The following is a 24,136-nucleotide window of genomic DNA, read 5'->3' as shown; positions in this document are numbered from 1 at the left end:
TCACAAAATCAAAAGGAGTCATTATGATTAGAAATACGATGCCCAACAGCAATAAAGGTTTGGGAACGACGGATGTATTACCAATTAGTGAACCACGTATAGGAGTACTGACAGGGGAAATCAACTACAAAAAAGTACCAATAGGTGCCTATGATCTTCTGGGGCAATTTACTTTAGCGAGTCAACCGGATTATGTTAGTGATTTGAATATGATTCAATCGATGGGCTTCAATGTTTATAGAATTTCTATCTCTTGGGCGCGAATTTTCCCAACTGGTGAAGAAGCGCAGCCAAGTGAAGAAGGTTTGAAATATTATGAAGCTATCATTGATCAAGTGTTGCAAAAGGACATTGAACCGATTGTAACTTTAAGTCATTTCGATCTTCCTCTTCATCTGTATGAAAAATACGGTGCGTGGAAGAGCCGCAAGATGATTGAACTTTATGAGCATTATACAGAAGCTGTTTTCAGACATTTTAAAGACAAGGTAAGATATTGGATTACTTTTAATGAATTTAATATTTTACACCATTTACCATATCTTGGTGGTGGTCTGTCTTTTGAAGAGGGAGAAAATCGGAACCAACGAATCTGGCAAGCGGCTCATTATCAATTAGTCGCTTCGGCACGTGCTGTTAAGCTTGGAAAATCAATCAATCCAGAATTTCAATTTGGTGGCATGTTGGTAGTTAGTCGTAACTATAGTCAAAATCTAGATAGTGCGATTGATGCGATGGAAGCAGAAGTTAAGAACCGTGAAAACTATGTCTTTACAGATGTACAAGTTCGTGGTTCTTATCCAAACCATTTCTTGCGCCGTTTAGAACGTGAGCAGATTGCTTTGGATATTGAAAATGATGACTTCTTTGACTTACGAGTCGGAAAGGTTGATTTTGTTAGCTTTAGTTACCATGCATCTAGTAATTCTCAAGAAGTCTTTATCAATAAATATGGCTATAATAACACCAATAAGAATCCAATTGATCCTGTAGGTCTTCGTCTAGCTATGAATAATCTTTATGACCGCTATCAAAAGCCACTATTTATTGTGGAAGATGATCTAGTATTAGATGAGTCAGACAGCCGATCAATAGAAGAGCTAAAAACGAATATTCAAGAGATCGTTAAAACAGTAGAATATGATGGCGTTGAACTTCTTGGCTATACACCTCTTAGCTGGGTAGATCTCAATTTCTAAAATAGATGCGTTTACATCTAGTTACCTTTTAAGAAAATACCTGAATGGATTATATGTCATCTATTCAGGTGTTTTTGCTTATAAAAGAATTAGGTTACAAAACTAAGAGAACCATGGAACTAGCAGGTGGATAGAATTTTATTTGCTCCTGTAGTATCCGGATTTTTTTGCTCGGAGGCTTATAAAACAATGGTAATAAGCGTCATTTTATGCTACAATTGATAAGATAGTATATAATTAGAATAAATGAAGAATAGAGGGAGCAGAATGAGACTTAAAAAGACCCTATTTGGTAACTATCGTGCCAAGGAAGTTGAAGAATACATTGAATCGTTAGAAGAAGGATTTGATAGTGAAATTCGTAAAAAGAATGAGAAAATTGAATCTTTACATAAAAAAATGGATGCTTTAAAGAACCAAGAAAGAGAAATCGGTGAAGCCGTTGTTTATGCTAAATCGCTGATTATTGAAGCACATGAAAAGGCAGAAAAAGAGGCTCAAGAGGTTCTAGAGAAAGCTCAGAAAGACTTCTTACAAGTAAGATCGTCTATCCTTGAAGAAATCGATGAATTGACGAAAAAACGTCTTGAAACGGAACAACTCTATAAGGCGCAAAAGGAAAAAATCAAAGAGCTTCTTAGTCAAATTGGTCAGATTCTAGACGAAGAAACTTTAGAGGGTCAAATTGACATCGCAAGTCTAATCGAGGAAGCTTCGGAAGACGACGAATTTGCAAGCATATTTGATACTCCTTTAGAGGAAGATGAAGCTACGCGTTTGTTTGATACGCCTTTGGAAGAAGACGAGGCTTCAAATGAGCAAGTTGAAGCTGAAAGTCTATTCGATGAAGCTTCTCTTGAAGCGCACGAAGAAGAAGTAAATGAATCAGATGTTTTTGGTGAGGAAGAAGTCCCAGTAGAAATCTCTGCTCCACAAAAAGAAGTTGTAAATATTGAGCAAACATTTGCTAAGACAGGTACAGATAGCTCTGTTCCCGTTACTTACTTCACTTCTCCTGTCAAAAAGTCTAAAGACGAAGATAAAGAAAAAGAGAAAAAGAAGAAAGGAAAAATCATCAAACGCCTTTCAAGAATTAAAAAAGATAATCTTTTGTAAGAGGAACATGGTTTATGACAATTTATAACATCAACCTAGGAATTGGTTGGGCAAGCAGCGGGGTTGAGTACGCACAAATTTATCGTGCAAAATTGCTTCGCAGTGTGGGCTTAGAGGCAAAATTCATCTTTATGGATTTTATTTCAGCCGATAATATTGAACATTTGACGAAGAATATCGGCTTTGAAGACTCTGAGGTCATTTGGCTCTATCAGTATTTTACAGATGTTAAGATTGCTCCAACGACCTACACTCTGGCACATGTTTTAGCTAGTTTTGATAGGGAACCTCTAGAAATCGTCCGTAATCCTGAGAACAAGACCTTTCGGATCTTGTTTGGAGATAATGATTTCGTAACGTGCTATGCTTGCGATATGGATAATGAGCTGATTGAGCGGGCAGAGATTGTTTCGCGCGGCTGTCTCATTCAGAAAGAATATTATACGTATACCAAAAACTTTATTGAATACTATAGTCCTGTAGATGGTCGGGCTCGTCTCTATCAACGGACTTGGCTCAATGAAGACGGTAGTGTGGCTTACGAAGAGATTATCGATGAGGTAGACGGTAAGCAAGAAACGCAAGTTTATCGTTTTCCAGATCAGGTCTTCTACTCCAAGCAGGAGTTTGTTGCTCATTTCATGAGAAGTTTGAAGTTGACAGACAAGGATTTACTGATTCTAGACCGAGAGACAGATATTGGCCAGCCAATCTTCGCCAATAAGGGGGCTGCTAAACTAGCTGTCATCGTTCACGCAGACCACTTCAGTGAAAATCCCGCAGAAAAAGAGTATATCTTATGGAATAATTACTACGAGTATCAATTTGAGTATGCGGAAGAAGTGGACTACATCATCAACTCGACGGATGCTCAAACAGAGCTGCTGAAGGAGCAGTTTGCTCAATATACCGACATCAAGCCGAAGAATATTTTAACTATTCCTGTGGGTAGCTTGGATCAACTGCGTCGACCAGAAGGTCAGCGGAAACCTTTTGGTTTGATGACAGCTTCTCGTTTAGCCAGTGAAAAGCATATTGATTGGCTGATTCACTCTGTAGTGAAGGCGCATGAGCAATTACCGGAAATCACCTTTGATATCTACGGTACAGGTGGTGAGGAAGCTATGCTACGGAAGTTGATTGCGGATCTGCAGGCAGAAGAGTATATTCGACTGATGGGGCATCATCATATGGCGGATATTTACAAAAATTATTCCGCTTATCTAGCAGCATCGACAAGTGAAGGTTTTGGTCTGACTCTGTTGGAAGCAGTAGGTTCTGGCCTGCCCATCATTGGCTTTGATGTTCGTTATGGCAATCCGACCTTTATCCGCGATGGAGAAAATGGCTACCTGATTCCCAAGGCTCGTCCAGATGATCTAGATGCCATGACAACAGAGTACGCAAAAAAGATTGTTCAGCTATTAACTCAACATTCTCAAGAAGATTTGTCCCGTGTATCCTACGAGATAGCTGAGCCTTACCTTGATGAGCATATTGCCCAGCGCTGGTCTGATCTGGTTCGATCGGCTCAGACCAACTAAGTAGGATTCAGAAAGAAAGGCATAACCACTATGATTTGTTTGTTTGACCGCTATGATCAAGCAAGTTTTGATTTGTTACGTTCATTAAAAGCAACAGGACTTGATTGTCCTGTTGTTGTTGTACAAGACGATGGCTATCTTTCACCAGATGTCGAGTCTCCTTACAGTTATTTTACAGGAGATTTGGACACACCGGAAGGTCGGCCGATATATTTTAATCTTGTCCCCAAACCGCACCTATGGGAGATTCGCTCCAGCAATGTAAATGGCGAAATCTTGGATATGGGCAAGAAGCGTGCCAATATTTTCTATCGCCAACCGACACATGAAAGACGTGTGCGGGCTGTCGAATGGTTGGATACAGAGGGGCAAGTCCGAGCGGCAGATATCTACAATCGCAAAGGACGGCTTTTCGCACAAATAACCTACGATCAGACACAACGTCCGACCCATACACGTTATTTTGACCAGAACAATGTCGTGGTGATTATGGAAAATCATCTGACTGGTGATATCATCTTGACACTTGAAGGAAAGCGTCATATTTTTAAATCTAAACAAGAATTTGTCGTCTTTTATCTGCAATATCGTGGATATGATACAGATCGTATTATTTATAATTCTCTAGCAACCCCCTTCTTGGTGGCCTACGCTCTTCGTCCTAAAAATGGTCGTGCAGAAGATGTTCTTTTCTGGCAAGAGCCTATCGGAGAAGCCTTACCTGGAAATATGAAAGTAGCTATGAAAATGCCTCATCGCAATATCCGCATCGCTGTTCAGGACAATCATGCCAGAGAAGAAAAAGGGAATTCTGCAGGAACATATCAACGAGCAACTAGATAATCGTAGAAAACCGTTGAAAAGAGAGAAGCAAGAGTTTAGTATGATTGCAATGTTAGGCGGTATTCTTTTTCTTATCACCCTTTTGGTCACAATCATCATGCAGTTGGGACACTTTTTTAGCTCCTGATATTCTAATCAGAATGATGAAAAACAGCAGACTTTCCTGCTGTTTTTTGTTACAATTTATACATGACTAAGAATCAAGAAAATAGAAGGGAGTGTCACTGTGTTAGCAATTGAAAAAATTAAGAAAATCACTCCCGAACATCTGCCGACCTTAACGATTTTGACGGGAGATGACTTGGGACAATTTGAGCTGTTAAAAGACGAGTTTCTGAAGCAGATTCACTACGATCCAGCGGATTTGAATGTCACGTTGTTTGACATGAAAGAAACGTCTTATGCAGATGTGGAGTTAGATTTAGTCAGCCTGCCTTTTTTTGCGGATGAAAAGATTATTATTTTAGATCATTTTGCGGATCTAACGACAGCAAAAAAGCGCTATTTATCGGATGATGAGCTCAAGTCCTTTGAGCAGTATTTGGAAGCTCCTAGTAGCACGACCAAATTGGTCATTTTCGCGGAAGGTAAGCTAGACAGCAAACGCCGACTAGTCAAGCTACTAAAGCGAGACGGACAGATTTTTGAAGCGGCTGAGATTAAGGAAGCAGACTTACGCCAGTATTTTGCCAAACAGGCCCAGCTTGAAGGTCTGGACTTTGCTCCGAAGGCTTTTGACCACTTGCTGATCAAATCAGGCTTTCATTTTAGTGAAATCAGTAAAAACTTGGCTTTTCTGAAGTCTTATAAGGAGTCGGGGCAAATCAGTTTAGAAGACATCGCTGAGGGCATTCCCAAAACCTTGCAGGACAATATTTTTGATTTGACCCAGCTGATTTTACAGAAACAAATTGATGCCGCACGGAGTTTGGTGCGCGATCTAACCTTGCAGGGTGAAGATGAAATCAAGTTGATTGCCATCATGTTAGGCCAGTTTCGAATGTTTACTCAGGTTAAGATTTTGGCGGATAATGGCCGATCTGAGAGCCAAATCGTGGCGGAGTTATCAGACTATCTAGGCCGCAAGATGAATCCCTTCCAAGTCAAGTTTGCGCTTAAGGATGCGCGTGGGCTTAGCCTCAACTTTCTGAAAAGAACCCTGACCTGCTTGATTGAAACGGACTACCAGATCAAGTCTGGCCTTTATGACAAGGACTACCTTTTCGACCTTGCCTTGCTGAAAATCGCAACAGGAAACTTCTAAAAGCTTAGCAAAATTTATAAGCCAAATAGTTGAAAAATGTGCGTTTTTGCGTTATGATTTGTATAATAATAAAGAAAATGAGGACAAGTAAATGGCAATTATTTTACCAGATCTACCTTATGCATACGACGCTTTGGAACCTTACATCGATGAGGAAACAATGCACCTTCACCATGACAAGCACCATCAAACTTACGTGAATAACGTAAATGCAGCGCTTGAAAAACATACTGAAATTGGTGAAGACTTAGAAAAACTGTTGGCAGATGTTGAGTCTATCCCAGCTGATATTCGCCAAGCAGTGATCAACAACGGTGGTGGACACTTGAACCACGCTCTTTTCTGGGAATTGATGACTCCTGAAAAGACAGCTCCTTCAGCAGAACTTGCAGCAGCGATCGATGCGACATTTGGTTCATTCGAAGAATTCCAAGCAGCCTTCACTGCAGCAGCTACAACTCGTTTCGGCTCAGGTTGGGCATGGTTGGTTGTCAACAAAGAAGGGAAACTTGAAGTAACTTCAACAGCAAACCAAGATACACCAATCTCAGAAGGTAAGACACCAATCCTCGGCTTGGACGTTTGGGAACATGCTTACTACGTGAAATACCGCAACGTGCGTCCTGACTACATCAAGGCTTTCTTCTCAGTGATCAACTGGAATAAAGTGGATGAGCTCTACGCAGCAGCTAAATAATAGATTATAAAACGGATCGCAATGATTCGTTTTTAAATGCCCTTAAATTGACCTTTCTACTTGTTATTTTAATGAGAATCTTTTATAATACTAAAATATTAGGAGAAAAACTTTGATTAAAAATGACATAAAGAAACTGGCTTGCTGGTTCGGTGGTGTTTTCTTATTTATTTGTTATTTGGGTCTTTTGGTGGAACCACAGCAAGCTGATAAAAAGATAGCAGAGGCAGGTCAATCAATCGCTTCTTCACAGTCTACAGAAGGAGAAGAAACAAAATCTGAGGCGACTGCGCGTACTAGTAAGACGATGGAAGAGAAGCAAGAGGTGATAGAGCAAGACCTTCCGACTATGGAAGCATTGGGTTTATCTTACGATTATGCGAATATGACCTTGCCACAAGTTGTTCAGGCTTACATGGATGACATGGGAATTGACTCTTCTCAGATTGCTTTTTCTTATAAAGATCTGACGAGTGGGCAAACTTATGCCATGAATGATACCCAGCCTATGACAGCAGGCTCTACTTATAAACTCCCCCTGAATATGTTGGTTGTTGATGAGGTAGCAGCAGGAAAATTATCGCTGGAAGAGCGGTTTGATATTACCAATACCAGCTATGAATACAAGGGAGAGCACGATAACTATGTAGCGGCCTTCAATGGTGCCATGTCTATTCCTGATATGCAGGAGTATTCCTTGGTCTACTCTGAAAATACGCCCGCTTATGCGCTAGCAGAGCGACTAGGCGGTATGGATAAGGCCTACAGCATGTTTGGAAGGTATGGCCGATCAAAAGCTAAAGTCAAGACGATCAGCAGAGAAAACAAAACAACAACGGATTATTATATTCAAGTTCTAGAGTATCTGTGGAATAACCAAGAAAAATACAAGGATATTCTTTATTTTATCGGTGTTTCCTTTCCTGGTGAATATTACAAACGTTATTTATACGATTTGACAATTTACCAAAAGCCTGGGTATGTTAGAGAGGCACTCAATGTTGATGCTATTGTCATGGAGGAGAAGCCCTATATTGTGGCACTTTATACAGCCTATCTAGGTGGTAGCACAGAAGCCAGTGAGGAGATCAGCGGAGTTGGTATTGATCAGGTCGGTCAAATTGCCTATATCATCAATGAGTGGCACCGAGTCAACATGAATTAAGACAAGTTATTTATTTAATAATTGATTTGAGTAAAAATGAGAGGTGGTTGCAATGAAGAAGCGAATTCTTATGAGTGTTTTAGGTGTGTTGTTGTCTGGTTTCTTGATTTTTGGTGTGGTTAGCTATTGTAATCATCAAACAGAGCTAAAGCGAAATCATGAATATGAGACAAGCCTGGCGAAAGCGCTGAAAAATAGCTATAAAGATATTAAAGAGATTCAATTTAGTGATCCAAGTTATTCTGATAAGCCTGGTGGATGGTATGTGAAAGTTCAGCTGACCTTTAGAGATGGAGTAAGGTTGATGTATAGAACAGGACACCATCTTGGTGATACTGTTAATCATGATTCAATTTTTTCTGGTCCAACTTTAGATGAAGAGAGTGATAAATTAAAATCAAGAGTTGGTTATACAGAGAATCAAATTAAGGTAATGTATTCAATGAAAACAGAGGTAATTTTAAAATGACATATGAATATACTGATAAGGAATTAAATCTTTTTAATCAGGAAGAAACTGTTTATAGTGTTGATCCGAAATTAGCCAGAAATAAAGGGCGTGATGTTATAACAGATAAACCAAGTGAAATGCTCCAAGGTGGAGAATCAAATCGAATAACTATAGGAAATCAATATTTCCGTGTTGTCTCTGTCAAAAATGACCGTGCAACTGGCTTTCAGGGTATGGCTGTTGCGCCGATTGTCAATGGTCAGGTAGATACAAACAGTGTAGCAGTGGTAGCTCCAGGTACGACGCCAACGGATGTGAATGATTTTATTTTTGTTTTAAGGGAAAAGTAAATATGGCAAAATAAATATATAATTTATTTTTTGCTTAAAGTGAAAATGAGAGGTGGCTACGATGAAGAAGCGAATTCTTATGAGTGTTTTAGGTGTGTTGTTGTCTGGTTTCTTGATTTTTGGTGTGGTTAGCTATTGTAATCATCAAACAGAGCTAAAGCGAAATCATGAATATGAGACGAGCCTGGCGAAAGCGCTGAAAAATAGCTATAAAGATATTAAAGAGATTCAGTTTAGTGATCCAAGTTATTCTGAAAAGCCTGGTGGCTGGTATGTTCGTGTGAAATTAAATTTTAATGACGGAGAAGAGGTTGAATATAGCACAATCCATGCTTTGCATTTGAAAACAAATTATGGTGGTTCAATTGGTGGTAAAGAAGCCGAGAAAAAGTGGAACTATTTAGATTCTCAAAAAGGAATTACTAGTTATAAAATTTTAATTGAGTTCTCAGATGGTTCTAAAGGGGAAATAAAATGATATATACTTATACAGATGAACAATTAAATGGACTGAATCAAGAAGAGGCTGTTTATAGTGTTGATCCAAATTTAGCACAAAGTAAAGAGCATGATATTATAACTGATAAATCCGATGATCAGATAAAAGCAGGAGAAACAAACATATATAGAACGTCTGATGGTCAAAGATTTAAGATTCTTTCTGTCAAAAATGACCCTGCAACTGGTTTTCAGGGTATGGCAGTTGCTCCGATTGTTAATGGCCGGGTAGATACGAATAGTGTGGCTGTAGTTGCAGGTACGATGCCAACGGATGTGAATGATTTAATTTTTATTTTAAGGAAAAAGTAAGTATGGTAAAATGAATGTAGAATTTATTTTTTGTTTAAAGTAAAAATGAAAGGTAGCTGTGATGAAGAAGCGAATTCTTATGAGTGTTTTAGGCGTGTTGTTGACTGGTTTCTTGATTTTTGGTGCGGTTAGCTATTTTAATTATCAAACAGAACTAAAACGCAATCGTGAATATGAGACGAGTTTAGCGAAAGCATTAAAAAATAGCTATAAAGATATTAAAGAGATTCAATTTAGTGATCCAAGTTATTCTGATAAGCCTGGTGGATGGTATGTTCATGTTCAGTTGACCTTTGCTGATGGAACAAAATTAAAATATGGGGCGGCTCATCATTTAGATGATGTTAGTAATCATGATGCTTCATTTGGGGGACCTACTTACAATGAAAATATGGCCAATTTGCGATCTAGAGTTGGTCATACAGAAGGTGAAATTAAAGTAATCTATTCAGTAAAAGAGGAGATGATTTTGAAATGATATATAATTATTCTGATAAAGAATTAAATGAATTTAATCAAGAAAAAAATGTTTATAGCGTTGATCCGAATTTAGCTAAGACCAATGGGCATGAAATTATAACTTCTAAGAAGGATAATGAGTTGGCTGATGATGAGAAAAATACAATAGCTATAGGAAATCAAGATTTCCGTGTTGTCTCCGTCAAAAATGACCCTGCAACTGGTTTTCAGGGTATGGCCGTTGCGCCGATTGTTAATGGCCGGGTAGATACGAATAGTGTGGCTGTAGTTGCTGCGGGAACCACTCCTACTGATTTTAATGATTTGAAAGGTGCAATTACCAGTATCAATCCTGAGTTGAGCTCACCACAATTAGCGGTTGCAGATGAATTTCTTCAGGAAGTTAGAAAAAACTATCATGTAACACAACTGACTGGCTATTCACAAGGTGCTTATATGATAAAGCTAGGCGCAAAATATCATATTCCAACAACTGTCTTTAATGGCTGGTTTAGTTATGATACCTTGAGTAAAGATGAAGAAAATTTCTTAAGAGAAATACTCATCTATTTAAAAATTATCGTCATGCTCAAGATGATGTCGTTCAATATCAAGATGGAAACTTGGAAGGAGTAAAGGGTGGAGATGGCTTTGGCACCATCTATTGGGTTTATGGTTCTAGCCATAAGATTTTTGATTGGCAGTTTAATGAACAAGGACAAGTGATTGATGAGCATGGCAGGGTGGTTATCACTGCCATGCGTTTCAATTACTTGGAGACGGCTAAAAACAGTCTGCAGTCTTTGGACACGGAATTGGCTTCATTGGTCGGATTGCGAGATCGTCTAAAAGCAGATGGTCTTTCGAAAGGGGAAAAAATCTACTTAGACAGTGAGCAGGCCTTAGTTACTGCTTCGGCCATTGAAAATATTGCAACAAAAGGATTGGACTTGCTGATTAGTCTGTATGATGATGCCATTCAAGAAGCCGAAGATCTCTGGAATCTAATTGTCCGCCAGGCTTATACTGCGGGTCCCAAATTGAGTGAATCTGAAATTTACTCTGCTCTGTCAGATGTTGGTGTGACAAGAGAAAGCATTAGCGTGTCGGATTTTCAGCGTTACCGCGAAAAGAAGGCGTTAGCCTATGAGCTTAAGCGAGAATTTGAAGGCATTGCTCAGAAAATGCGTTCTGGTATTCAAAAACAGTTGGATCAGGATCAAGAATTGGCAAGGAATTTTAAACAATGGGATTTGATGAGATAATGGGCAACTTGCGGAATCAACGTGCAAAGATCGAAGAAGATTTCAAGGAATATAAGCAGGATTATGATAGACGAGAAGAAGACTTAGAAAGAGCGGATTATCTTTATCGTAATATGTTTGAAGAAAACATGAATCAGCTTCGCCTTGCTTTGAATGTTTTTGAACCAGATTCTATTTTATTAAGGCAGGTTTATCAGGAATATCAAGAAAGTAGTGAGCAGGTTCAATGGTTTATCAATCAAAAGCGATCAGATTTAATGGAAGAATTTTCAGAACATAAGCGTCAATATCAACGAAATTTGGACGATAATGAAGAACAAATGCACCATTTGCAAAGGAGAAATCAATGATTGTTACAACAGATTTATTAGATCATTCAACGAGAGGATACGATGATTCTTTTCTTCAATATGAAAAAATGCTACAAAAGTGGAATGTTGGATTCATAGGGCAGGCTGGTATTGTAAGACAAACTCAGAATCGCCAATTACTCCAGCAAAAGATAAAATCTTTCTCTGAAGAAGTTCGTTCAGATATAGCTTTGGTACTTTCTGATATGGATTCCAATATGCAAGGAAAGTGGTCGCAGGCAGTTAAAGATAAGGTTACTAGAACAACCAAGAAATTGGAGTGTTTTAGAGATTAAAGCTGACGGGATGGAAAAGGCCTATGATATGTTCAGTCGCTACGGTCAGTCCAAGGCTGATATTAAGACGATCAGCCGGGAGAATAATAAAACAACAACGGACTATTATATTCAAGTTCTAGAGTATCTGTGGAATAATCAAGAAAAATACAAGGACATTCTTTATTTTATCGGTCTTTCCTTCTCTGGTGAATATTACAAACGTTATTTATACGATTTGACAATTTACCAAAAGCCTGGATATGTTAGAGAGGCTCTTAATGTTGATGCTATTGTCATGGAGGAGAAGCCCTATATTGTGGCACTTTATACAGCCTATCTAGGTGGCAGCACAGAAGCCAGTGAGGAGACTAGCGGAGTTGGTATTGATCAGGTCGGTCAAATTGCCTATATCATCAATGAGTGGCACCGGGTCAACATGAATTAATCTAATAAATACGCCTTAGATGAAAATCTGGGCGTATTTTTGTTTTTTTATAGCAGTAGAGCTTGATGATTTTTAGATTGAACGTTGTTTAGAAAAAATTCGAAATAGATTTGACATAAAGAAAGGGAAAATGTATAATTTATTTAGAAAAAAATCTAAACAGTTCAGGAGAAAAAACGATGATTTCCATTCATATCTTGATTGCTATGCTGCTGATTTTAGGGGCAGTCCTTGTTCCTTTGGTTTATTTTAAAAAGACCAAGCATATTTCTCTGCTAGTTTTCCTTTTAGGGGGAGTTGGATTTTATCTGTCTAGTCAGGTTCTGGAAAATATCTTGCATCGTATCGTTTTACAGCCTCAGGCTGATGGGACTATTGCTTTGCGGATGGAAAATCCTTGGCTATACGTTCTTTATACTGTTGCTGCGGCAGCTATTTTTGAAGAAACAGGTCGCTGGGTCATCTTTTACTGGCTGCAAAAGAAGCGTCCACTGACCTTTGGGGATGGTGTGGCCTATGGCTTGGGGCATGGTGGTATTGAGGCTTTGTTTGTTGGTATTGTCAGTCTCTTAAACCTTTGGGTTATAGCTCAAGTAGTGACTCAGGGGAATGCTCAGATGCTGGCTCAAATTCCTCAAGCAGTTATTGACAATGTCCGTTCCATGAGTGCTGGCAGCATCTATCTTTTGGCTCTTGAGCGGATCTTGGCTATTCTTATCCAAATCTTGCTGACCTTCTGGGTTTGGAAGGCGGTCAAGGAGAAGGTTCCAGTGTATTTTTTAGCCGCTCTAGGACTTCACGCCCTGATTGACTTAGCGCCTGCTCTGGCTCAGGTAGGCTTTCTTCCGCCACTTGCAGTTGAAGCTTTGCTCTTGGTAGAAGTAGTGGCACTAGTCTTTCTGACCAAGAAAATCTTGAAAATTTACCTGAAAGAAAGGTCTAATCATGGGGATCAGTCAAACGCTTAAAGCTCTAGCTGACCCAGTTCGAAGGGGGATTCTGGAAATGCTCAAGCATGGTCCGAAGTCTGCAGGGGAAATTGCCCAAGCTTTTGAGCTGACGCCTGCGACGGTATCCTACCACCTCTCTCAGCTAAAGAAAGCCGGTCTACTCATAGAAGAAAAGCAGAAGAACTTTATTTATTACAGCTTAGATGTCACCGTTTTTGAAGAAATTCTTGTCTGGTTTCAATCTCTTGGAGGAGGAAACGAAAATGAAAAAAAATAGTTTACAAGAATTAGGATGGGCACTTGGCGTCATGCTCTTGCCAGTTTTCTATGCCATCTGGGTCTATCAAGAATTACCAGATAGCCTAGCGATTCACTTTGACTTATCTGGGGAAGGAGACAGCTTTTTACCTAAGTTTCTGTTAATCTCTGCTTTTCCAATTGTCATGATGCTGCTAGAAGTTATGATTTATTGGTCTACTGTTGCTAAAGATATCTTAAATCCCACTTTTAAACACCTTATTCGCTGGATCTTTCCCTTTAGCTTTGTCTTACTCTATATGGCGACTATCTATGGGGGCTTAGACGAGGACTTTGATATCCGTAAAATAGCAACTGTGATCGTTGGTGTGGTTTTTATAATTATGGGAAATTATCTGCCGAAAAGAGTCCAGGCGGATAGAAAACCCATGAATAGAAAGTGGGCACATCTTTTAGTTTTGCTAGGCTTTCTTATTTTTATAATGGCTGTTTTCTGCCTGTAAGCGGATTTATGCTATAATACTAATAGCAAGTAAGAAGGGTTATTATGATCAATAAGGAACATTATCAGATTATTAGACAGCATCCAGCATTTGCACATTTTCCTGTGGAAATTTTTGATAAAATTGCTATTGAGATTCAATTCCGCAAGATTCCCAAGGGACAGATTATCTTCTTTTCAGGGGACCGTAGAGATCGCCTTTTCCTCCTGCATCGAGGCTATGTTCGTATCGAACAGTATGATTCAACCGATACTTTTTCTTATATGGATTATATTAAAATGAATAGTGTGTTTCCATATGGAGGTATGTTTTTCGATGAGCGTTATCATTATACGGCTAGCGCGGTCACCAATGTCGAGTATTTCAGCATTCCGATGGATTTGTTTGAAGACTATTCAAAAAAGAATGTTGATCAGCTGTTGTTTATCACCAAGCGTTTATCGCAGATTTTAGAATTTCAGGAATTGCGCTTACGGAATGTCGTCTCAGCCAGTGCTACGGATCGCGTGACCCAGTCTCTATCTATTTTATGCATGGATTTGTGCAAAGAACAGAACACGCTCCCTTTTCCAATGAGTATGAAAGAGTTGGCCAAGTTAGGAGCCACTACACGTGAAACAGTCAATCAGGTTCTAAAAAAACTAAGAGAAGAAGGAGTGATTGACTACGAGCATAAAAAATTGACATTTAAGAATAAGGATTACTTTATGAGATATTTTGAAGGAAGCTAATCAATCATTTGATTGGCTTTTTTCAAACATTTTTACACATTTAAAAGCTTTTTCTGATCATATTCTAATATTAATTGAACATATATTTTTTACAAAAAAATATATATTCCTAAAAATAATAGAACAACCAAAATATGCAAAGAAAACGCTTTAAAATAAATAAATATCATGATGTTTTATAAAAAATGCAAAGAATTTGGCATTTGTAATGTAAGATTTTAGGTGTAAGCCTTTCCAATCCATGATAGAATAATAGCATAAAAGGGATTGGGAAACCAAACCTCAACGAAAAGGAGGACAATAGATGTCTACACATCCAATTCATGTTTTCTCAGAAATTGGAAAACTGAAAAAAGTTATGTTGCACCGTCCGGGCAAAGAGCTGGAAAACTTGCTACCGGACTACCTAGAACGTCTTCTTTTTGATGACATTCCTTTCTTGGAAGATGCTCAAAAAGAACACGATGCATTCGCTCAAGCTCTTCGTGATGAAGGAATTGAAGTTCTTTATCTCGAAAAATTGGCTGCTGAATCCTTGATTTCTCCAGAAATTCGTGAACAGTTCATCGAAGAATATTTGGAAGAAGCAAATATTCGTGGACGCGAAACGAAGAAAGCTATTCGTGAATTGCTGCATGGTATCAAGGACAACCAAGAATTGGTTGAAAAAACAATGGCAGGGGTTCAAAAAGCTGAATTGCCAGAAATCCCTGATGAAGCGAAAGGTCTGACTGACTTGGTAGAATCAGATTATCCATTTGCGATTGATCCAATGCCAAACCTTTACTTCACACGCGACCCATTTGCTACAATTGGTAATGCTGTATCGCTCAACCACATGTTTGCAGATACTCGTAACCGTGAAACACTTTACGGTAAATACATCTTCAAATATCACCCAGAATACGCTGGAAAAGTGGAATTGGTTTACAACCGTGAAGAAGATACTCGTATCGAAGGTGGCGATGAGCTAGTTCTTTCTAAAGATGTACTGGCAGTTGGTATTTCTCAACGTACAGACGCAGCATCTATCGAAAAACTTTTGGTGAACATCTTCAAGAAGAATGTTGGCTTCAAGAAAGTATTAGCATTTGAATTTGCTAACAACCGTAAATTCATGCACTTGGATACTGTCTTCACTATGGTCGACTATGATAAGTTCACCATTCACCCAGAAATCGAAGGCGACCTTCGCGTTTACTCCGTTACTTATGAAAACGAAAAACTGAAGATCGTTGAAGAAAAAGGTGACTTGGCTGAACTTCTGGCTCAAAACCTTGGCGTAGAAAAAGTTCATTTGATTCGTTGCGGTGGCGGCAATATCGTAGCAGCTGGACGTGAACAATGGAATGACGGTTCTAACACCTTGACTATCGCTCCTGGTGTGGTAGTGGTGTATGACCGCAATACCGTAACCAACAAGATTTTGGAAGAATACGGGCTTCGCTTGATTAAGATTCGCGGAAGTGAATTGGTTCGGGGCCGTGGTGGACCTCGTTGTATGTCTATGCCATTTGAACGTGAAGAAGTTTAATTCGTGTTCGACAATTTATCAATAGAAATTTAATAATTAGAAAGAGGAAATAACAGAATGACACATTCAGTATTCCAAGGACGTAGCTTCCTTGCAGAAAAAGACTTTACTCGTGCAGAATTAGAATACCTAATCGGACTTTCAGCTCACTTGAAAGACTTGAAGAAACGCAATATTCAACACCATTATCTTGCTGGTAAGAATATCGCTCTCTTGTTTGAAAAAACATCTACTCGTACGCGTGCAGCCTTTACTACAGCAGCTATCGACCTTGGTGCACATCCAGAATACCTTGGTGCTAATGATATTCAGCTTGGTAAGAAAGAATCTACAGAAGATACTGCTAAAGTATTGGGACGTATGTTTGACGGGATTGAATTCCGCGGCTTCAGCCAACGCATGGTAGAAGAATTGGCAGAATTCTCAGGTGTTCCAGTATGGAATGGTTTGACTGACGAATGGCACCCAACTCAAATGCTTGCTGACTATTTGACAGTTCAAGAAAACTTTGGTCGTTTGGAAGGCTTGACATTGGTTTACTGTGGTGATGGACGTAACAACGTTGCTAACAGCTTGCTGGTAACAGGAGCTATCCTTGGCGTTAACGTTCACATCTTCTCACCAAAAGAACTCTTCCCAGAAAAAGAAATTGTTGAATTGGCAGAAGGCTTTGCGAAAGAAAGTGGCGCACACATCCTCATCACGGAAGATGCAGACGAAGCTGTTAAAGGTGCAGATGTACTTTACACAGACGTTTGGGTATCTATGGGTGAAGAAGATAAATTCGCAGAACGCGTTGCACTTTTGAAACCTTACCAAGTTAACATGGAATTGGTGAAGAAAGCTGACAATGAAGACTTGATCTTCTTGCACTGCTTGCCAGCATTCCACGATACAAATACTGTTTACGGTAAAGATGTCGCTGAAAAATTTGGCGTAGAAGAAATGGAAGTAACAGACGAAGTCTTCCGCAGCAAATACGCTCGCCACTTTGACCAAGCAGAAAACCGTATGCACACAATCAAAGCTGTTATGGCTGCTACACTCGGCAACCTTTACATTCCAAAAGTATAATCTTACATAAGAAACCGTCTACCAACAGCTATGAGGGCTGCGACTAATAGCTTTAGTCCAGTCCTCTTTTATATGATGGAAATCTGTTATTTCTTATAAAAATTTGAAAAAATATTAAACCGAAATCTAAAGGCATTCAATTGAATGTGATAAAGGAGAATTTATGGCAAATCGTAAAATAGTAGTGGCTTTGGGAGGAAATGCGATTCTTTCTTCTGATCCATCAGCAAAAGCTCAACAAGAAGCTTTGGTGGAAACAGCTAAGCACCTTGTAAAACTGATCAAAAATGGGGATGATTTGATCATCACTCACGGTAATGGTCCTCAAGTTGGAAATCTTTTGCTCCAACACTTGGCGGCTGATTCTGAAAAGAACCCTGCTTTCCCACTCGATTCACTTGTTGCTATGACAGAAGGTAGCATCGGTTTCTGGCTGCAAAATGCCTTGCAAAATGCTCTTTTGGATGAAGGCATCGAAAAAGATGTTGCTTCAGTTGTGACACAAGTTGTTGTCGATAAAAATGACCCAGCTTTTGTCAACTTGAGCAAACCAATCGGTCCTTTCTATTCAGAAGAAGAAGCAAAAGCAGAAGCTGAAAAGAGCGGAGCTACTTTCAAAGAGGATGCTGGCCGTGGCTGGCGCAAGGTTGTTGCTTCACCAAAACCTGTTGATATCAAGGAAATCGAAACAATTCGTACCCTCTTGAATGCTGGTCAAGTGGTCGTTGCTGCTGGTGGTGGCGGAATTCCAGTCATCAAGGAAGACAACGGTCATTTGGCTGGTGTTGAAGCTGTTATTGATAAGGACTTTGCTTCTCAACGCTTGGCAGAATTAGTCGAAGCTGACCTCTTTATCGTCTTGACTGGTGTAGACTATGTCTTTGTCAACTACAACAAACCAGACCAAGAAAAGTTGGAACATGTGAATGTTGCTCAGCTGGAAGAATATATCAAACAAGACCAATTTGCCCCTGGCAGCATGCTTCCAAAAGTAGAAGCAGCTATCGCTTTTGTCAACGGTCGTCCAGAAGGAAAAGCAGTTATTACTTCCCTTGAAAATCTTGGCGCTTTGATCGAATCTGAAAGTGGAACAATTATCGAAAAAGAATAAGCTATTTTACTAGTAAAATACATGGTATTTCTAACGTCTTTATATCAAGTTAGGAATATTTCTTGAAAATAAATGCGATATTTTCAAAAAATACTAGTTTTTTAGACCTTAATGTGGTAAAATAAATATAAATAGAAAGCGTTTTTCTTAAATATTTATTTAAGAAAGTGGTTGGTTTTTTGCACTTTGTTAGACATTAGGAGGAAAAACAAATGAGTGAAAAAGCTAAAAAAGGGTTTAAGATGCCTTCATCTTACACCGTCTTGTTGATAATTATTGCTATTATGGCAGTGTTAACTTGGATCATCCCTGCGGGTGCCTTTGTGGATGGTGTTTATAAAGCCCAACCTCAAAATCCGCAAGGGATTTGGGATGTTCTCATGGCACCGATTCGGGCTATGCTAGGTACTCATCCAGAGGAAGGCTCGCTGATTAAAGAAACAAGTGCAGCGATCGATGTAGCCTTCTTCATCCTCATGGTTGGTGGTTTCCTTGGTGTTGTCAATGAAACTGGTATGCTAGACACTGGTATTGCTTCTATTGTGAAGAAGTACAAGGGCCGCGAAAAAATGTTGATTTTGGTACTCATGCCTTTGTTCGCCCTCGGTGGTACAACTTATGGTATGGGTGAAGAAACCATGGCCTTCTATCCTCTTCTTGTGCCAGTTATGATGGCTGTTGGATTTGATAGCCTGACTGGGGTTGCCATTATCTTGCTCGGTTCACAGATTGGATGTTTGGCATCTACTTTGAACCCATTTGCGACAGGTATTGCTTCATCAACTGCAGGTGTAGGTCTTGGTGAAGGGATTATCCTTCGTTTGATTTTCTGGTTTGCTTTAACTGGTCTTAGCACTTGGTTCGTTTACAAGTATGCTGATAAGATCCAAAAAGATCCAACTAAGTCTCTCACTTATGCAACACGTGATGAAGATATGAAATTCTTCAATGTTGGTGAAGACGAAGAAAATGTCAACTCAACTCTTACTAAGAAACAAAAACATGTCTTCGTACTCTTTGTTCTTACTTTTGTCTTGATGGTATTGAGCTTCATTCCATGGAGTGACTTAGGTATTACTCTCTTTGGAGACTTAAATACTTGGTTGACTGGTCTTCCAGTTATCGGTAAGATTGTTGGCTCATCTACAGCTGCTTTGGGTACTTGGTACTTCCCAGAAGGAGCAATGCTCTTCGCCTTTATGGGTATCCTTATTGGTGTTGTTTATGGTCTTAAAGAAGACAAGATTATTTCTGCCTTCATGAATGGTGCTGCTGACTTGCTCAGTGTAGCCTTGATCGTAGCAATTGCTCGTGGTATCCAAGTTATCATGAACGATGGTATGATTACAGATACTATCCTCAACTGGGGTAAAGAAGGTCTGAGCGGTCTGTCTTCACAAGTCTTTATCGTTTTGACTTATATCTTCTATCTGCCTATGTCATTCTTGATCCCATCTTCATCTGGTCTTGCCAGCGCGACTATGGGTATCATGGCTCCACTCGGAGAATTTGTCAATGTGCGTCCTAGCTTGATCATCACTGCTTACCAATCTGCTTCAGGTGTCTTGAACTTGATCGCACCAACATCTGGTATTGTGATGGGAGCTCTTGCGCTTGGACGTATCAACATTGGTACTTGGTGGAAATTCATGGGCAAACTTGTAGTTGCTATCATTGTAGTGACCATTGCTCTCCTTCTCCTTGGAACATTCATTCCATTCCTATAAAGAGTGAGTGAGGTGAGTCCATGAAAACATATATCACAAATCAAGTTAAAGATGAGTTTCTTACATCATTAAAAACCTTGATTTCCTATCCTTCAGTACTCAATGAAGGAGAAAGTGAAACACCTTTTGGACAAGCAATTCAAGATGTCCTAGAAAAAACTTTAGAGATTTGTCGAAGTTTAGGTTTCACTACCTATCTTGACCCTAAAGGTTATTACGGATATGCAGAAATCGGTCAGGGAGCAGAGCTCCTGGCCGTTCTCTGTCATTTGGATGTTGTTCCATCAGGTGATGAAGCGGATTGGCAGACCCCGCCATTTGAGGTAACTATCAAAGACGGCTGGATCTTCGGACGTGGTGTCCAAGATGATAAGGGGCCATCAATGGCTGCTCTTTACGCGGTCAAGGCTCTGCTAGATAGCGGAGTAAAATTTAAAAAGCGGGTTCGGTTTATCTTTGGTACGGACGAAGAGACACTTTGGCGCTGTATGGGGCGGTACAATGAACTAGAAGAAACAGCAACGCTTGGCTTTGCACCAGATTCTTCCTTCCCTCTGACCTATGCTGAGAAAGGCCTCTTACAGGTCAAGCTGCATGGTCCTGGCTCAGATCAGCTAGATTTAGAAGCAGGAGCAGCCTTTAATGTCGTGCCTGGCAAGGCCAGCTATCAAGGAGAACTTTTGGAGCCGGTCGTGGCAGGTTTGCAGGCAGCTTATTTTGACTACGAACAAAATGACCAACAAGTCACTGTTCTCGGCCTACCTAAGCATGCCAAGGATGCAGCTGAAGGTATCAATGCTATTGTTCGGCTGGCGACAGTTTTGCAGCCTTTACAAGCTCATCCTGCTCTGGCCTTTATTGCAGAAGCGGTGGGAGAAGATGCGACTGGTTGCCGTTTATTTGGTGACATTTCGGATGAACCGTCTGGCAGACTCTCCTTTAACATTGCAGGTCTGACACTGAACTCAGAAAAGTCTGAAATCCGTATTGATATTCGGATTCCTGTCTTGGCGGATAAAGATCAGCTAGTGGCAAAACTAGCAGAGATTGCTGGGCGCTACCAACTGGACTATGAAGAGTTTGACTATCTGGCTCCGCTTTATGTACCTAAAGATAGTGAACTAGTCAGCACGCTGATGACTATCTATCAAGAAAAGACTGGCGATACTAGTCCAGCTATGTCCTCTGGTGGGGCAACCTTTGCTCGGACGATGCCAAATTGTGTGGCCTTTGGTGCTCTTTTCCCAGGTGTAGAGCAAACGGAACATCAGGCCAATGAACGAGCGTTTTTGGAAGATCTCTATCGTGCAATGGATATCTATGCTGAGACTATTTACCGCTTGGCAGGAGAGTAAAATTGCTAGGATAGATATCAGTGTTGCGAATTTTTCCAAGTAAAAACTGTGAATCAACACGAAAAAGAGTTGGATTTTCCAACTCTTTTGTTATTTACTAAAGAAAAATGGGGGGGCAAATTCTTTGAGTTTATCAAAGCATTCGATAGCAGCTTGATTATCTTCGCAGATGATCAGGCAGACATCGTCTCCGCAGACTGTAGCAACAATCTGGGGTAATTCCAGAGCGTCTAAAATAGCACCAAAAGATTGGGCTAGTCCGGGTAAGGTTTTCATGACGACTTGATGCTGAACGGGGCGTAGCATGACGAGGGCATCTTCCATATAGAAGCGTAGTCTTTTCTCCCAACGAGAAGGGGCGATACTGTTAATGACATAATAGGATTTGTCGTTTTCGGTCACCTTGACTAGATTGAGAGTTTTCATGTCACGAGAGAGAGTAGACTGGGTGACAATGACGCCGTTTGCTTCCAGTAGTTCTTGGAGTTCCTGCTGGGTATGGACTCTTTTTTCCATGATGAGGGAGCGAATGAGGCGATGCCTACTTTCGATTTTATTCATAGATTCACCTGTATTTATTTGATAAACATAGCGTCGCCAAAGCTAAAGAAGCGGTAGCGCTCAGTGATAGCATGCTCATAGGCTTGCAGTGTCAGTTGGCGTCCAGCAAAAGCTGATACCAGCATGACAAGGGTTGATTTTGGCAAGTGGAAGTTGGTTGAAAAAGCATCGACAATCTTCCACTGATAGCCCGGTTTGATAAAGATATTGGTCCAGCCGGAGTCTGCTTGGATTTGACCCTCAAATTTGCTGCCGATTGTTTCCAGTGTTCGGATAGAAGTGGTACCGACAGCAACGATGCGGTGGCCGCTTGCCTTGACTTGGCGCAGGGTCTCAGCTGCTTCTTCAGACAAACTATAAAATTCGGAATGCATCTCATGCTCTTCCAGATTGTCAACTGATACGGGACGGAAGGTTCCGAGCCCGACATGCAGCGTCAGGTAGACGAGCTTAACGCCTTTTGTCGCAATTTTATCCAGCAATTCCTCTGTGAAATGGAGGCCAGCGGTTGGAGCGGCAGCGGAGCCGTTTTCTTTGGCATAGACTGTCTGGTAGCGTTCACGATCCTCTAGCTTCTCATGGATATAAGGCGGCAGGGGCATTTCACCCAAACTTTCTAGGACCTCTAGGAAAATGCCTTGATAATCAAAGCGAACGATCCGTCCGCCGTGTTCTAGCTCTTCTGTAACAGTGGCAGTCAAACGGCCATCACCGAAAGAAACACGCGTTCCGACTCTGAGTCGTTTGGCAGGCTTAGCTAGGACTTCCCAGAAGTCTCCTTGGGTATTTTTCAAGAGTAGGAGCTCGACATGGCCGCCGGTTTCAGGCTTGGTTCCATAAAGGCGAGCTGGCAGGACGCGGGTATTATTCATAACCAAAGCATCACCTGGCTCAAGTTGGTCAATAATATTGTCAAAATGTTGGTCACTAAACTGGCCAGTTTCCCGATCTACAATGAGGAGGCGAGAAGAGTCTCGTTTCTCCAGAGGAGTTTGAGCAATCAGTTCTTCCGGTAAGTGAAAATCAAAATCAGCAGTATTCATTCTATCTCCTTAAATTGTTCTCATGATCCAAATATAGTAGGCGGCAAGTAAAAAGGGAATACTGATAAAGAAAATTCCCAGGCATAAAAAAATTAGTTGCCAACCGAGATGTTTTTTTAAGAAAAGCCCAGCGGTAAAAGGGGCAATTCCGAGTAAAAAAATTATAATCATTGGTAATAGCATGCTTTTATTATACCATGATTTGACGCTAAGTCTCTCAGTAAAATTTGAAAAAATTAAGTAGAATCTACTTGACAAAAATTGGTCTATACCATATAATAAAATAAGGAATACATCAAGAAAAATAGGAGAACAGAATGAAAGTTATTCGTGTTGAGAATCAAGTAGAAGGCGCAAAGGTAGCTTTAGAAATCTTGAAAGAAAAGCTAGCTCAGGGGGCCAAAACATTGGGGTTGGCAACAGGAAGTAGCCCGATTGAGTTTTACAAGCAAATCATTGCCAGTGACCTAGATTTGTCAGGGCTGACCAGTGTAAACTTGGATGAGTATGTGGGACTTTCAGAAGATAATCCCCAGTCTTACCGTTACTTTATGAATGAGCAGCTATTTAATAAAAAGCCTTTCAAAGAGAGCTTTTTGCCAAACGGTGCAGCAGAAGATGTGGAAGCAGAAGTGAAACGCTACAACCAAGTCTTGGCTGACCACCCAGTAGATTTACAAATTTTGGGAATTGGTACCAATGGGCATATTGGCTTTAATGAGCCTGGAACTAGCTTTGATAGCACTGTTCATATTGTCGATTTGGAGCAGTCAACTATCCAAGCAAACGCTCGCTTCTTTGAGAAGATAGAGGACGTACCGACTCAAGCCATCTCAATGGGAATTCGGAATATCTTAGATGCAAAATCAATCATCCTCTTTGCCTATGGCGCTTCTAAAGCTCAAGCCATCGCAGGAACAGTCCGAGGAGAGGTAACAGAAGCTGTGCCAGCTAGCGCCCTTCAAGGCCATGAAGATGTCGTGATTATTGCAGACAAAGAAGCTCTAAGTTTATTAGAAGCTTAACAATCTATTTCCTATCTAATTTTTAGGT

General features: G+C 40.2%; 29 protein-coding genes and 1 pseudogene. 28 read left to right on the top strand and 2 right to left on the bottom strand.

Annotation, left to right across the window (positions count from 1 at the left end):
• Positions 1–23 precede the first annotated feature (23 nt).
• From ACWPVL_RS02160 to ACWPVL_RS02030, 27 genes and pseudogenes are all read left to right on the top strand, one after another.
• Positions 24–1,199, top strand: a complete 1,176-nt coding sequence (locus ACWPVL_RS02160) for a family 1 glycosylhydrolase (RefSeq protein WP_125373624.1) — start codon at positions 24–26, stop codon at positions 1,197–1,199.
• Between the two features lie 267 nt (positions 1,200–1,466).
• Complete coding sequence (locus tag ACWPVL_RS02155) at positions 1,467–2,315, top strand: hypothetical protein (protein ID WP_454386518.1); 849 nt, start codon at positions 1,467–1,469, stop codon at positions 2,313–2,315.
• Positions 2,316–2,329: 14 nt separating this feature from the next.
• Positions 2,330–3,859: an accessory Sec system glycosyltransferase GtfA gene (gene gtfA / locus ACWPVL_RS02150; protein WP_454386516.1), complete on the top strand. Its 1,530-nt coding sequence runs from the start codon at positions 2,330–2,332 to the stop codon at positions 3,857–3,859.
• Between the two features lie 30 nt (positions 3,860–3,889).
• Positions 3,890–4,702 carry a hypothetical protein gene (locus ACWPVL_RS02145; RefSeq protein ID WP_454386514.1) on the top strand — a complete coding sequence of 271 codons (813 nt, stop codon included), beginning with the start codon at positions 3,890–3,892 and terminating at the stop codon, positions 4,700–4,702.
• Entirely contained in the window at positions 4,647–4,829 is a 183-nt protein-coding gene (locus ACWPVL_RS02140; RefSeq protein ID WP_454386512.1) for an XRE family transcriptional regulator, read from the top strand. The genes ACWPVL_RS02145 and ACWPVL_RS02140 overlap by 56 nt, the downstream gene beginning before the upstream one ends.
• A 99-nt stretch (positions 4,830–4,928) precedes the next feature.
• Positions 4,929–5,966 (top strand): DNA polymerase III subunit delta, encoded by a 1,038-nt coding sequence (gene holA / locus ACWPVL_RS02135; protein WP_454386510.1) that lies wholly within the window; start codon positions 4,929–4,931, stop codon positions 5,964–5,966.
• 91 nt (positions 5,967–6,057) lie between these two features.
• Positions 6,058–6,663 (top strand): superoxide dismutase SodA, encoded by a 606-nt coding sequence (gene sodA / locus ACWPVL_RS02130; RefSeq protein WP_454386508.1) that lies wholly within the window; start codon positions 6,058–6,060, stop codon positions 6,661–6,663.
• Between the two features lie 112 nt (positions 6,664–6,775).
• Positions 6,776–7,828: a serine hydrolase gene (locus ACWPVL_RS02125; protein ID WP_454386506.1), complete on the top strand. Its 1,053-nt coding sequence runs from the start codon at positions 6,776–6,778 to the stop codon at positions 7,826–7,828.
• 52 nt (positions 7,829–7,880) lie between these two features.
• A complete protein-coding gene (locus ACWPVL_RS02120; protein WP_125370696.1) occupies positions 7,881–8,297 on the top strand; it encodes a hypothetical protein in 417 nt (138 codons plus the stop codon).
• Complete coding sequence (locus ACWPVL_RS02115) at positions 8,294–8,629, top strand: hypothetical protein (protein ID WP_125370695.1); 336 nt, start codon at positions 8,294–8,296, stop codon at positions 8,627–8,629. Before ACWPVL_RS02120 ends, ACWPVL_RS02115 begins: the two co-directional genes overlap by 4 nt.
• Positions 8,630–8,690: 61 nt before the next feature.
• Entirely contained in the window at positions 8,691–9,107 is a 417-nt protein-coding gene (locus ACWPVL_RS02110; protein ID WP_454386504.1) for a hypothetical protein, read from the top strand.
• On the top strand, positions 9,104–9,439 hold the full coding sequence (locus tag ACWPVL_RS02105; protein WP_454386502.1) for a hypothetical protein: 336 nt from the start codon (positions 9,104–9,106) through the stop codon (positions 9,437–9,439). The genes ACWPVL_RS02110 and ACWPVL_RS02105 overlap by 4 nt, the downstream gene beginning before the upstream one ends.
• A gap of 61 nt (positions 9,440–9,500) precedes the next feature.
• Complete coding sequence (locus ACWPVL_RS02100) at positions 9,501–9,917, top strand: hypothetical protein (RefSeq protein WP_454386500.1); 417 nt, start codon at positions 9,501–9,503, stop codon at positions 9,915–9,917.
• The gene (locus ACWPVL_RS02095) at positions 9,914–10,534 is read left to right on the top strand and encodes a hypothetical protein (RefSeq protein ID WP_454386498.1); all 621 of its coding nucleotides are present in this window, start codon (positions 9,914–9,916) and stop codon (positions 10,532–10,534) included. The genes ACWPVL_RS02100 and ACWPVL_RS02095 overlap by 4 nt, the downstream gene beginning before the upstream one ends.
• Positions 10,522–11,163 (top strand): hypothetical protein, encoded by a 642-nt coding sequence (locus ACWPVL_RS02090; RefSeq protein WP_454386496.1) that lies wholly within the window; start codon positions 10,522–10,524, stop codon positions 11,161–11,163. Before ACWPVL_RS02095 ends, ACWPVL_RS02090 begins: the two co-directional genes overlap by 13 nt.
• Positions 11,145–11,513 carry a hypothetical protein gene (locus ACWPVL_RS02085; RefSeq protein ID WP_454386494.1) on the top strand — a complete coding sequence of 123 codons (369 nt, stop codon included), beginning with the start codon at positions 11,145–11,147 and terminating at the stop codon, positions 11,511–11,513. Before ACWPVL_RS02090 ends, ACWPVL_RS02085 begins: the two co-directional genes overlap by 19 nt.
• Positions 11,510–11,809, top strand: coding sequence for a hypothetical protein (locus ACWPVL_RS02080; RefSeq protein WP_125370688.1), 300 nt, complete (start codon positions 11,510–11,512; stop codon positions 11,807–11,809). Before ACWPVL_RS02085 ends, ACWPVL_RS02080 begins: the two co-directional genes overlap by 4 nt.
• Before the next feature lie 7 nt (positions 11,810–11,816).
• Positions 11,817–12,236: pseudogene (locus ACWPVL_RS02075) on the top strand (serine hydrolase); the annotation flags it as partial.
• A gap of 179 nt (positions 12,237–12,415) precedes the next feature.
• Positions 12,416–13,204, top strand: coding sequence for a YhfC family intramembrane metalloprotease (locus tag ACWPVL_RS02070; RefSeq protein ID WP_454386492.1), 789 nt, complete (start codon positions 12,416–12,418; stop codon positions 13,202–13,204).
• Positions 13,182–13,463, top strand: a complete 282-nt coding sequence (locus tag ACWPVL_RS02065; protein ID WP_002896078.1) for an autorepressor SdpR family transcription factor — start codon at positions 13,182–13,184, stop codon at positions 13,461–13,463. The genes ACWPVL_RS02070 and ACWPVL_RS02065 overlap by 23 nt, the downstream gene beginning before the upstream one ends.
• The gene (locus tag ACWPVL_RS02060; protein WP_454386489.1) at positions 13,450–13,947 is read left to right on the top strand and encodes a DUF1648 domain-containing protein; all 498 of its coding nucleotides are present in this window, start codon (positions 13,450–13,452) and stop codon (positions 13,945–13,947) included. The genes ACWPVL_RS02065 and ACWPVL_RS02060 overlap by 14 nt, the downstream gene beginning before the upstream one ends.
• Before the next feature lie 44 nt (positions 13,948–13,991).
• Positions 13,992–14,678, top strand: coding sequence for a Crp/Fnr family transcriptional regulator (locus tag ACWPVL_RS02055; protein WP_454386487.1), 687 nt, complete (start codon positions 13,992–13,994; stop codon positions 14,676–14,678).
• A gap of 304 nt (positions 14,679–14,982) precedes the next feature.
• A complete protein-coding gene (arcA, locus tag ACWPVL_RS02050; protein WP_005590767.1) occupies positions 14,983–16,212 on the top strand; it encodes an arginine deiminase in 1,230 nt (409 codons plus the stop codon).
• A gap of 57 nt (positions 16,213–16,269) precedes the next feature.
• Positions 16,270–17,286, top strand: a complete 1,017-nt coding sequence (argF, locus tag ACWPVL_RS02045; protein ID WP_005590765.1) for an ornithine carbamoyltransferase — start codon at positions 16,270–16,272, stop codon at positions 17,284–17,286.
• A gap of 163 nt (positions 17,287–17,449) precedes the next feature.
• Entirely contained in the window at positions 17,450–18,397 is a 948-nt protein-coding gene (gene arcC / locus ACWPVL_RS02040; RefSeq protein WP_045499180.1) for a carbamate kinase, read from the top strand.
• A 212-nt stretch (positions 18,398–18,609) separates the two neighbouring features.
• Positions 18,610–20,124: a YfcC family protein gene (locus ACWPVL_RS02035; RefSeq protein WP_045499182.1), complete on the top strand. Its 1,515-nt coding sequence runs from the start codon at positions 18,610–18,612 to the stop codon at positions 20,122–20,124.
• Positions 20,125–20,144: 20 nt separating this feature from the next.
• Positions 20,145–21,479 carry a dipeptidase gene (locus ACWPVL_RS02030; RefSeq protein ID WP_288930527.1) on the top strand — a complete coding sequence of 445 codons (1,335 nt, stop codon included), beginning with the start codon at positions 20,145–20,147 and terminating at the stop codon, positions 21,477–21,479.
• A 90-nt stretch (positions 21,480–21,569) separates the two neighbouring features.
• Here ACWPVL_RS02030 and ACWPVL_RS02025 read toward each other — a convergent pair whose 3' ends face one another.
• Positions 21,570–22,040, bottom strand: coding sequence for an arginine repressor (locus ACWPVL_RS02025; protein ID WP_005590761.1), 471 nt, complete (start codon positions 22,038–22,040; stop codon positions 21,570–21,572).
• Between the two features lie 14 nt (positions 22,041–22,054).
• Complete coding sequence (gene queA, locus ACWPVL_RS02020; protein ID WP_288930524.1) at positions 22,055–23,083, bottom strand: tRNA preQ1(34) S-adenosylmethionine ribosyltransferase-isomerase QueA; 1,029 nt, start codon at positions 23,081–23,083, stop codon at positions 22,055–22,057.
• A gap of 317 nt (positions 23,084–23,400) precedes the next feature.
• Between queA and nagB the strand changes: the two genes are divergently transcribed.
• A complete protein-coding gene (nagB, locus tag ACWPVL_RS02015) occupies positions 23,401–24,108 on the top strand; it encodes a glucosamine-6-phosphate deaminase (protein WP_288930522.1) in 708 nt (235 codons plus the stop codon).
• Positions 24,109–24,136: the final 28 nt, after the last annotated feature.

The sequence above is a fragment of the Streptococcus sp. Marseille-Q8145 genome, from assembly GCF_965112035.1.
This window is presented reverse-complemented; position numbering and strand designations above follow the sequence as displayed.

Excerpts from the sequence above, each read along its gene's own strand:
- sodA (WP_454386508.1), top strand. The coding sequence starts at position 6,058 with ATGGCAATTATTTTACCAGATCTACCTTATGCATACGACGCTTTGGAA.
- ACWPVL_RS02100 (WP_454386500.1), top strand. The coding sequence starts at position 9,501 with ATGAAGAAGCGAATTCTTATGAGTGTTTTAGGCGTGTTGTTGACTGGT.
- nagB (WP_288930522.1), top strand. The coding sequence starts at position 23,401 with ATGAAAGTTATTCGTGTTGAGAATCAAGTAGAAGGCGCAAAGGTAGCT.
- ACWPVL_RS02070 (WP_454386492.1), top strand. The coding sequence starts at position 12,416 with ATGATTTCCATTCATATCTTGATTGCTATGCTGCTGATTTTAGGGGCA.
- ACWPVL_RS02030 (WP_288930527.1), top strand. The coding sequence starts at position 20,145 with ATGAAAACATATATCACAAATCAAGTTAAAGATGAGTTTCTTACATCA.
- queA (WP_288930524.1), bottom strand. The coding sequence starts at position 23,083 with ATGAATACTGCTGATTTTGATTTTCACTTACCGGAAGAACTGATTGCT.
- ACWPVL_RS02155 (WP_454386518.1), top strand. The coding sequence starts at position 1,467 with ATGAGACTTAAAAAGACCCTATTTGGTAACTATCGTGCCAAGGAAGTT.
- arcC (WP_045499180.1), top strand. The coding sequence starts at position 17,450 with ATGGCAAATCGTAAAATAGTAGTGGCTTTGGGAGGAAATGCGATTCTT.
- ACWPVL_RS02025 (WP_005590761.1), bottom strand. The coding sequence starts at position 22,040 with ATGAATAAAATCGAAAGTAGGCATCGCCTCATTCGCTCCCTCATCATG.
- argF (WP_005590765.1), top strand. The coding sequence starts at position 16,270 with ATGACACATTCAGTATTCCAAGGACGTAGCTTCCTTGCAGAAAAAGAC.
- arcA (WP_005590767.1), top strand. The coding sequence starts at position 14,983 with ATGTCTACACATCCAATTCATGTTTTCTCAGAAATTGGAAAACTGAAA.
- ACWPVL_RS02035 (WP_045499182.1), top strand. The coding sequence starts at position 18,610 with ATGAGTGAAAAAGCTAAAAAAGGGTTTAAGATGCCTTCATCTTACACC.
- ACWPVL_RS02060 (WP_454386489.1), top strand. The coding sequence starts at position 13,450 with ATGAAAAAAAATAGTTTACAAGAATTAGGATGGGCACTTGGCGTCATG.
- ACWPVL_RS02140 (WP_454386512.1), top strand. The coding sequence starts at position 4,647 with ATGCCAGAGAAGAAAAAGGGAATTCTGCAGGAACATATCAACGAGCAA.
- ACWPVL_RS02120 (WP_125370696.1), top strand. The coding sequence starts at position 7,881 with ATGAAGAAGCGAATTCTTATGAGTGTTTTAGGTGTGTTGTTGTCTGGT.
- ACWPVL_RS02065 (WP_002896078.1), top strand. The coding sequence starts at position 13,182 with ATGGGGATCAGTCAAACGCTTAAAGCTCTAGCTGACCCAGTTCGAAGG.
- ACWPVL_RS02115 (WP_125370695.1), top strand. The coding sequence starts at position 8,294 with ATGACATATGAATATACTGATAAGGAATTAAATCTTTTTAATCAGGAA.
- gtfA (WP_454386516.1), top strand. The coding sequence starts at position 2,330 with ATGACAATTTATAACATCAACCTAGGAATTGGTTGGGCAAGCAGCGGG.
- ACWPVL_RS02105 (WP_454386502.1), top strand. The coding sequence starts at position 9,104 with ATGATATATACTTATACAGATGAACAATTAAATGGACTGAATCAAGAA.
- ACWPVL_RS02160 (WP_125373624.1), top strand. The coding sequence starts at position 24 with ATGATTAGAAATACGATGCCCAACAGCAATAAAGGTTTGGGAACGACG.
- ACWPVL_RS02145 (WP_454386514.1), top strand. The coding sequence starts at position 3,890 with ATGATTTGTTTGTTTGACCGCTATGATCAAGCAAGTTTTGATTTGTTA.
- ACWPVL_RS02080 (WP_125370688.1), top strand. The coding sequence starts at position 11,510 with ATGATTGTTACAACAGATTTATTAGATCATTCAACGAGAGGATACGAT.
- ACWPVL_RS02095 (WP_454386498.1), top strand. The coding sequence starts at position 9,914 with ATGATATATAATTATTCTGATAAAGAATTAAATGAATTTAATCAAGAA.
- ACWPVL_RS02055 (WP_454386487.1), top strand. The coding sequence starts at position 13,992 with ATGATCAATAAGGAACATTATCAGATTATTAGACAGCATCCAGCATTT.
- ACWPVL_RS02085 (WP_454386494.1), top strand. The coding sequence starts at position 11,145 with ATGGGATTTGATGAGATAATGGGCAACTTGCGGAATCAACGTGCAAAG.
- ACWPVL_RS02110 (WP_454386504.1), top strand. The coding sequence starts at position 8,691 with ATGAAGAAGCGAATTCTTATGAGTGTTTTAGGTGTGTTGTTGTCTGGT.